Genomic DNA, 7,242 nt, shown 5'->3' on the forward strand with positions numbered 1-7,242 from the left:
CTCAAGGACTCATCGGCGGAGGAACTGATCCGCGCCGTGCGCGCGGTCGCTCAAGGCGACAGCTACCTTGACCCGGCGGTCACTTCCCGGGTACTGACCACTTATCGCCGTGTCGCGGGCGAACATCGATCCGACACAGTTGCCGAAGTTACCGCACGCGAACGCGATGTGCTCAGGCTGATCGGTCAGGGTCGCTCGAACGCCGAAATCGCTGACGAGCTATGCATTTCGGAGTTGACGGTGAAAAGTCACATCGGCCGCATCTTCGTCAAGCTGGATTTACGGGACCGGGCCGCGGCCATCGTCTACGCCTACGACCACAGCCTGGTCGCACCGCGGTACCCGACCTAGGGCTCGTCCCCGATGTCGCCGATCGCGTTGCGCAGTACCACCCGTCCGTCGGCAAGGTGGTACGTGGCTCCGACAATCGCTAGCGTTCCCGCCTTGACCCGTTCGGCAATCGCGGTCGAGCGAGCCACCAGTTGCGCGCCGGTCTCTACCACGTGGCGCGCCTCGAACTCGTCCGCACGGCTCAAACCTTCACGGCGGCCCAGCAGAATCGACGGTGTCACTCGCTCGACCACGTCGCGCACATAGCCTCCCGGTAGCACGCCGTCGTCGAGTGCGGTGAGCGTCGCCTTGACCGCCCCGCAGCTGTCGTGGCCCAGCACCACAATCAACGGCACCCCGAGCACCGCCACCGCGAACTCGATCGAGCCCAGCACCGCCGAGTCGATCACGTGCCCCGCCGTCCGGACCACGAACATGTCGCCCAAACCTTGATCGAAGATGAGCTCGGCGGCCACCCGGCTGTCCCCGCAGCCGAAAAGCGCCACAGTGGGCGTCTGGCCTTTGGCCAGGCTGGCGCGGTGCTCGACGCTTTGGCTCGGGTGCTCAGGCTGGCCGGCGACGAACCGCTCGTTACCCTCTTTGAGTGCTTTCCACGCGGTTATCGGACTGGTATTGGGCATGCCGCACATTCTGCCGTAGCCAGCTATGAAGCTCTCACCCACGCCACATGAACTTCTCGACTGGTACGACCGGTCGCGACGCGATCTGCCCTGGCGAGATCCCGCGGTAACCCCGTGGCAAATCCTGGTCAGCGAGTTCATGTTGCAGCAGACGCCGGTGTCGCGGGTGCTGCCGATCTGGCGCGACTGGGTGACGCGGTGGCCGACGGCGTCGACGACTGCGGCCGCGAGCGCGGCAGACATCGTGCGGGCCTGGGGCAAGCTGGGCTATCCGCGGCGGGCCAAGCGCCTGCACGAGTGCGCGACCGTGATCGCTCGGGATTACCGAGATGTGGTCCCTGACGACGTGGAGGTCTTGCTGACGCTGCCGGGGATTGGCAGCTATACCGCCCGTGCAGTGGCGTGCTTTGCCTACCAGCAGCCGGTGCCCGTAGTCGACACCAACGTTCGCCGGGTGGTGGCCCGCGTCGTGCATGGCCGCGCGGACGCCGCCGCGGCCTCCACCGTTCGCGACCATGCCGACGTATCCGCGCTGCTGCCCAATGATGGTTCAGCGCACCGATTTTCAGCGGCGCTCATGGAGCTTGGCGCTACCATCTGTACCGCGCGGGCGCCGCGATGTGGGCTGTGCCCGCTGAGCCGCTGTCGATGGCGGGAGGCCGGCTACCCGCCATCGCAGGGTCCCGCGCGTCGCCCGCAGGCCTACGCCGGAACGGACCGGCAGGTTCGCGGCAGGCTGTTGGATATCTTGCGCGACAATACATTCCCGGTCACCCGTGCTGAGCTTGATGTCGCTTGGCACAGCGATACCGAGCAGCGCGAGCGTGCGCTGAATTCACTGCTCGCCGATGGCTTGGTGAAACAGACGTCCGATGGACGGTTTGCGTTGGTCGGCGAAGCGGGCTGCTGAGGGCTTAAGTCGCGGCCAGAAACGACTCGACCGCCTGTCGATAAACCGCCGGTGCCTCGTCATGAACCAAATGGCCTGCGCCGGGGACATGCAAATACTCTGCCCGGTAACCGGTTTCGCTCATCGAACGCATCTGGCCGGGAGGCGTGACAGAATTACCCGCCTCGATGAGCAGTACGGGCGATCGCACCGCCCGCCACTGCGCCCAGTAGTCGCGGGTGCCCCATTCTGCAGCGATCTCGATCCACCGCGAGGTGTGACCGTGCAGCCGCCATCCGGTCGGCGTGCGATCAAACGCCTCCAGGAAGTACTGGCCGGCGACCGGCCCGAACTCGGCGAACACCTGTTCCGCAGAGTCGAATTCGACGGGCAGGTTATGTAGCCATGGCTCCCACGGTCCGGTGGTGCGGCCCCGGAAGTCCGGGGCCATGTCTTCGACCACCAGCGCCGAGACCAGCTCCGGGCGCTCGGCGGCCAAACACCACGAGTGCAGGGCACCCATGGAATGCCCGACCAGCCGTGCGGGCGTGCCGAGGGCGGCCACCGCGTCGCCGAGGTCGGCGACAAAGCGTTCGGTGCTGATCAGGTAGGGATCATCCACGTCGCGCCCGCGGTGCCAGGGCGCGTCGTAGGTGTAGACCGCGCCCAGCCCGGTCAGCCAGGGCAGCTGACGCGGCCAGGTACTGCCGCGGCCCATCAGGCCGTGCACCAACACCACCGGGTCGCCTCGGCCACCGCGATGGGTGAGCAGATCGGCCGCCACCCGTCCATCTTGCCCGGCTCCTCCTCGGGCGCTCGCCGCCCGCATCGTCGCCGGGCGGCGGCACGGTAGCCTAACGGCATGCCAGTTGTGAAGATCAACGCAATCGAGGTGCCCGCCGACGCAGGCCCTGAACTGGAGAAGCGGTTCGCACATCGCGCGCACGCGGTCGAGAACTCGCCGGGCTTCCTCGGCTTTCAGCTGCTTCGCCCGATCAAGGGAGAAGACCGCTACTTCGTGGTGACGCAGTGGGAGTCCGAAGAGGCATTCCAGGCATGGGCGACCGGGCCGGCCATCGAGGCCCACGCCGGCCATCGGGCCAACCCGGTGGCCACCGGCGCGTCACTGCTGGAATTCGAGGTTGTGTTGGACGTTGCCGGATCCGGCCAGAAGGCGTAACCCGCGGCGCCAGGTCCGGCACCGCGTCGCGGCGTTGACGGCCGCCTCCACGCTGGTCGCCGTGCTGGCCCCGGGATGCGCCCCGCCGCCGACTCCGTCCGCCAATGCAGCGGACGCCGGCCGGCGGATCGACATGAGGACTCCGGCCGGTCTGCGGGCCCAACAGACCCTCGACATGCTCAACTCCGATTGGCCGATCGGTCCGATCGGCGTCGCCACCCTCGCTACTGCCGACATGATCAAGCCGGTCGAGGCCAGCATGGAGGCACTTTGGTGGGATCGTCCGTTCACGTTGACGGGAGTGGACCTCAAGGCGGGCACCGGCACACTGCAACTGATCACGTCCTACGGTGGGCGGCAAGACATCCGGATCCATACCGGCGACGACACGTTGGTCGACGGGTTCGAGGTCACCACACAAGCACCGACGATCTCCTCGTGGCACGACGTCGATGTCACACTGAGCAAGACCGACGCCCACTACTCGTGGCAGGTCGCCAAGGTCGACGACGGGCAGTGCGAGCGGATCGCGGGAACCAATACCGCGCAGCCACTCCCGTTGGCGTCGATCTTCAAGCTGTATGTGCTCTACGCCGTAGCGGATGCGGTCAAAGCCGGAACGGTGTCCTGGGACGATCAGCTGACCGTCACCGAAAAGGGTAAGGCGGTCGGCTCGGGGATGAATTTGCCTGTGGGAGCGCATATTTCGGTGCGGACCGCGGCTGAAAAGATGATCGCCACCAGCGACAACATGGCCACCGATATGCTGATCGGAAAAGTCGGCACTCACGCTGTCGAGAGCGCGTTGGCCAAGGCGGGCCATCATGACCCGGCCGCCATGACCCCTTTTCCGACCATGTACGAGTTGTTCACGGTTGCTTGGGGGCAGCCGGATCTGCGCGAGCAGTGGAAGGTGGCAAGCCCGCAGGTTCGGGAGCAATTGCTGCAGCAAGCCAATTCCCGCTTCTATCAACCAGATCCGCTGCGCGCCCACGTGCCGGCCTCAGGTTACGGCGCTGAATGGTATGGCAGTGCAGAGGACATCTGCCGGGTCCATGTGGCGCTGCAGGCCGCCGCAGTGGGCAAAGCTGCGCCCGTCAAGCAGATCTTGGCAGCTGCCCCCGGTATCAACCTGGATCGGCGCGATTGGCCCTACATCGGCGCGAAAGCCGGTGGCCTGCCCGGTGATTTGACGTTCAGCTGGTATGCGGTCGACCGAGCGGGACAGCCGTGGGTGGTGAGTTTCCAGCTGAATTGGCCCCGCGATCACGGGCCGAGCGTGACGAGTTGGATGCTGCAGGTCGCACAACAGGCCTTCGCGCTGCTACCCGCCGGCTAGCTTCCGCGAGCAGTCCCCACGTGCGGGGGACTGCTCGCGCTAGGTTATTGCGTGGCCGTCTCCGTGGTGCCTGCAGCGTGGGCGCCGGCCTTGGCTAGATCCGGCTCGGTGGGCTCGACCGGCTTGCGGGCCCCGGTAAAGGTGAACGCCGCATCGTCGCCGGCACCCTCGCCATCCCAATCGTCCACGTCGACGGTGACAATCTGACCCGGACCGACCTCCTCGAACAGGATCTTCTCGGACAGCTGATCCTCGATCTCACGCTGGATGGTGCGCCGCAACGGGCGAGCGCCCAGCACCGGGTCGAAGCCACGCTTGGCCAGCAATGACTTGGCTTTGTCGGTCAGCTCCAGCGCCATGTCTTTGCTCTTCAGCTGCTTTTCCACCCGACCGATCATCAGGTCGACCATCCGGATGATCTCGTCGCGAGTCAGCTGGTGGAAGACGATGATGTCGTCGATACGGTTGAGGAACTCCGGGCGGAAGTGCTTCTTCAGCTCGTCGTTGACCTTCTGCTTCATCCGCTCGTAGTCGTTCTCGCCGCCACCCTGAGTGAAGCCCAGGCCGACCGCCTTCGAGATATCGGCGGTGCCGAGGTTGGACGTGAAGATCAGCACGGTGTTCTTGAAGTCCACCGTGCGGCCCTGCCCGTCGGTCAGCCGGCCGTCCTCGAGCACCTGCAACAGGCTGTTGTAGATCTCCTGGTGCGCCTTCTCGATCTCGTCGAACAGCACCACCGAGAACGGCTTGCGCCGCACCTTCTCGGTGAGCTGGCCGCCCTCCTCGTAGCCGACGTATCCCGGTGGGGCGCCGAACAACCGCGACGCGGTGAACCGGTCGTGGAATTCACCCATGTCGATCTGGATGAGCGCGTCGTCGTCGCCGAACAAGAAGTTGGCCAGCGCCCTGGACAGCTCGGTCTTACCCACACCGGACGGGCCGGCGAAGATGAACGAGCCGGACGGACGCTTGGGGTCCTTCAACCCGGCGCGGGTACGACGGATCGCCTTGGAGACTGCCTTGACTGCGTCATCCTGGCCGATGATCCGCTTGTGTACCTCGTCTTCCATGCGCAGCAGCCGGGTGGTTTCGGCCTCGGTGAGCTTGACCACCGGGATGCCGGTCCAGTTGCCCAGCACCTCGGCGATCTCGTTGTCGTCGACCTCGGCGACAACATCCATATCGCCTGATCGCCATTGCTTTTCACGCTCGGCGCGCTGGGCCACGAGTTGCTTTTCGCGGTCGCGGAGGCTGGCCGCCTTCTCGAAGTCCTGCGCGTCGATCGCGGACTCCTTCTCCCGGCGGGCTTCGGCGATCTTCTCGTCGAACTCGCGCAGGTCTGGCGGCGCGGTCATCCGGCGAATCCGCATCCGCGCGCCGGCCTCGTCGATCAGGTCGATCGCCTTGTCGGGCAGGAACCGGTCGTTGATATAGCGATCGGCCAGGGTGGCCGCAGCGGTGATCGCCGAATCGGTAATGGACACCCGGTGGTGCGCTTCGTAGCGGTCCCGCAGGCCCTTGAGGATCTCGATGGTGTGCGCCACCGTCGGCTCGCCCACCTGGACCGGCTGGAAGCGGCGCTCCAGCGCGGCGTCCTTCTCGATGTATTTGCGGTACTCGTCGAGCGTGGTGGCGCCGATCGTTTGCAGTTCGCCGCGGGCCAGTTTGGGCTTGAGGATCGACGCCGCGTCGATCGCGCCTTCGGCGGCGCCGGCACCCACCAGCGTGTGCAGCTCGTCGATGAACAGGATGATGTCGCCGCGCGTGTTGATCTCCTTGAGCACCTTCTTCAGGCGCTCCTCGAAGTCACCGCGGTAGCGGCTGCCCGCCACCAGCGATCCCAGGTCCAGCGTGTAAAGCTGCTTGTCCTTCAGCGTCTCGGGCACCTCGCCGTGCACGATGGCCTGCGCCAGACCCTCGACCACAGCGGTCTTCCCGACGCCGGGCTCACCGATGAGCACCGGGTTGTTCTTGGTGCGCCGGCTCAGCACCTGCATCACCCGCTCGATTTCCTTCTCGCGGCCGATGACGGGGTCGAGCTTGCCTTCCATCGCGGCGGCTGTCAGGTTGCGCCCGAACTGGTCGAGCACCAGCGACGTGGACGGGCTGCCGGACTCGCCACCCCGTCCGCCAGTGCCGGCCTCGGCCGCCTCCTTGCCCTGGTAACCGGACAGCAGCTGGATCACCTGCTGACGCACCCGGGTCAGCTCAGCGCCCAGCTTGACCAACACCTGGGCGGCGACGCCTTCACCCTCACGGATCAAGCCGAGCAGAATGTGCTCGGTGCCGATGTAGTTGTGGCCCAGCTGCAGCGCTTCACGCAGACTCAGCTCGAGCACCTTCTTGGCGCGCGGGGTAAACGGGATGTGCCCTGACGGGGCCTGCTGGCCCTGGCCGATGATCTCCTCGACTTGGCTGCGGACACCTTCCAGCGAGATGCCCAGCGACTCCAGCGACTTTGCGGCTACACCTTCGCCTTCATGAATAAGACCCAACAGGATGTGCTCGGTGCCGATGTAGTTGTGGTTGAGCATCCGGGCCTCTTCTTGCGCCAGGACGACGACCCTGCGGGCACGGTCGGTAAATCGTTCGAACATCGGGTTACCTGCTCTCCCTCACCATCGGTACTTCGTCATTGTCGACACAGGGGCCGACACTTGCGTACCTGCCATCCACTGTAGTGGTCGGCTCGCCAGGCTTCCTACCTTGCGGTCGTTATGGCCATCGGCATATGCCCGGCTGCATCAGAGCCGTAATGAAAGCAACGCGGTAAACCGGCAAAACGGTTCCCGCCCGGGTGGGTGATCAGTTCGCCACCAGCGAAAGCCGGACCAGCCCGCGTTCGGTGCTGGTCCGGCTGTGC

General features: G+C 65.7%; 7 protein-coding genes. 4 read left to right on the forward strand and 3 right to left on the reverse strand.

Annotated elements, in window-relative coordinates; all coding sequences use genetic code 11:
• Nucleotides 1–351 (forward strand): response regulator transcription factor (locus WBF82_RS08765; protein WP_424382659.1); only part of this gene is annotated, 351 nt, incomplete at its 5' end.
• Here WBF82_RS08765 and WBF82_RS08770 read toward each other — a convergent pair.
• Entirely contained in the window at nt 348–971 is a 624-nt protein-coding gene (locus WBF82_RS08770) for a carbonic anhydrase (RefSeq protein WP_424382660.1), read from the reverse strand. The genes WBF82_RS08765 and WBF82_RS08770 overlap by 4 nt on opposite strands.
• A 25-nt stretch (nt 972–996) precedes the next feature.
• Here WBF82_RS08770 and WBF82_RS08775 point away from each other — a divergent pair, with 25 nt between their 5' ends.
• The gene (locus WBF82_RS08775; protein ID WP_424382661.1) at nt 997–1,881 is read left to right on the forward strand and encodes an A/G-specific adenine glycosylase; all 885 of its coding nucleotides are present in this window, start codon (nt 997–999) and stop codon (nt 1,879–1,881) included.
• Nucleotides 1,882–1,885: 4 nt separating this feature from the next.
• Here the strand turns inward: WBF82_RS08775 and WBF82_RS08780 are convergent, their stop codons facing one another.
• Entirely contained in the window at nt 1,886–2,689 is an 804-nt protein-coding gene (locus WBF82_RS08780) for an alpha/beta fold hydrolase (RefSeq protein ID WP_424382662.1), read from the reverse strand.
• A gap of 33 nt (nt 2,690–2,722) precedes the next feature.
• On the opposite strand from WBF82_RS08780, the gene mhuD reads away from it, so the two are divergent.
• Nucleotides 2,723–3,040, forward strand: coding sequence for a mycobilin-forming heme oxygenase MhuD (gene mhuD / locus WBF82_RS08785; protein ID WP_424082042.1), 318 nt, complete (start codon nt 2,723–2,725; stop codon nt 3,038–3,040).
• On the forward strand, nt 3,003–4,379 hold the full coding sequence (locus tag WBF82_RS08790) for a serine hydrolase (RefSeq protein WP_424382663.1): 1,377 nt from the start codon (nt 3,003–3,005) through the stop codon (nt 4,377–4,379). The genes mhuD and WBF82_RS08790 overlap by 38 nt, the downstream gene beginning before the upstream one ends.
• 44 nt (nt 4,380–4,423) lie before the next feature.
• On the opposite strand, the gene clpC1 is transcribed toward WBF82_RS08790, so the two are convergent.
• Nucleotides 4,424–6,976 (reverse strand): ATP-dependent protease ATP-binding subunit ClpC, encoded by a 2,553-nt coding sequence (gene clpC1, locus WBF82_RS08795; RefSeq protein ID WP_424382664.1) that lies wholly within the window; start codon nt 6,974–6,976, stop codon nt 4,424–4,426.
• Nucleotides 6,977–7,242: the final 266 nt, after the last annotated feature.

It is taken from the genome of Mycobacterium sp., from assembly GCF_049673265.1.
Taxonomy (GTDB): domain Bacteria; phylum Actinomycetota; class Actinomycetes; order Mycobacteriales; family Mycobacteriaceae; genus Mycobacterium.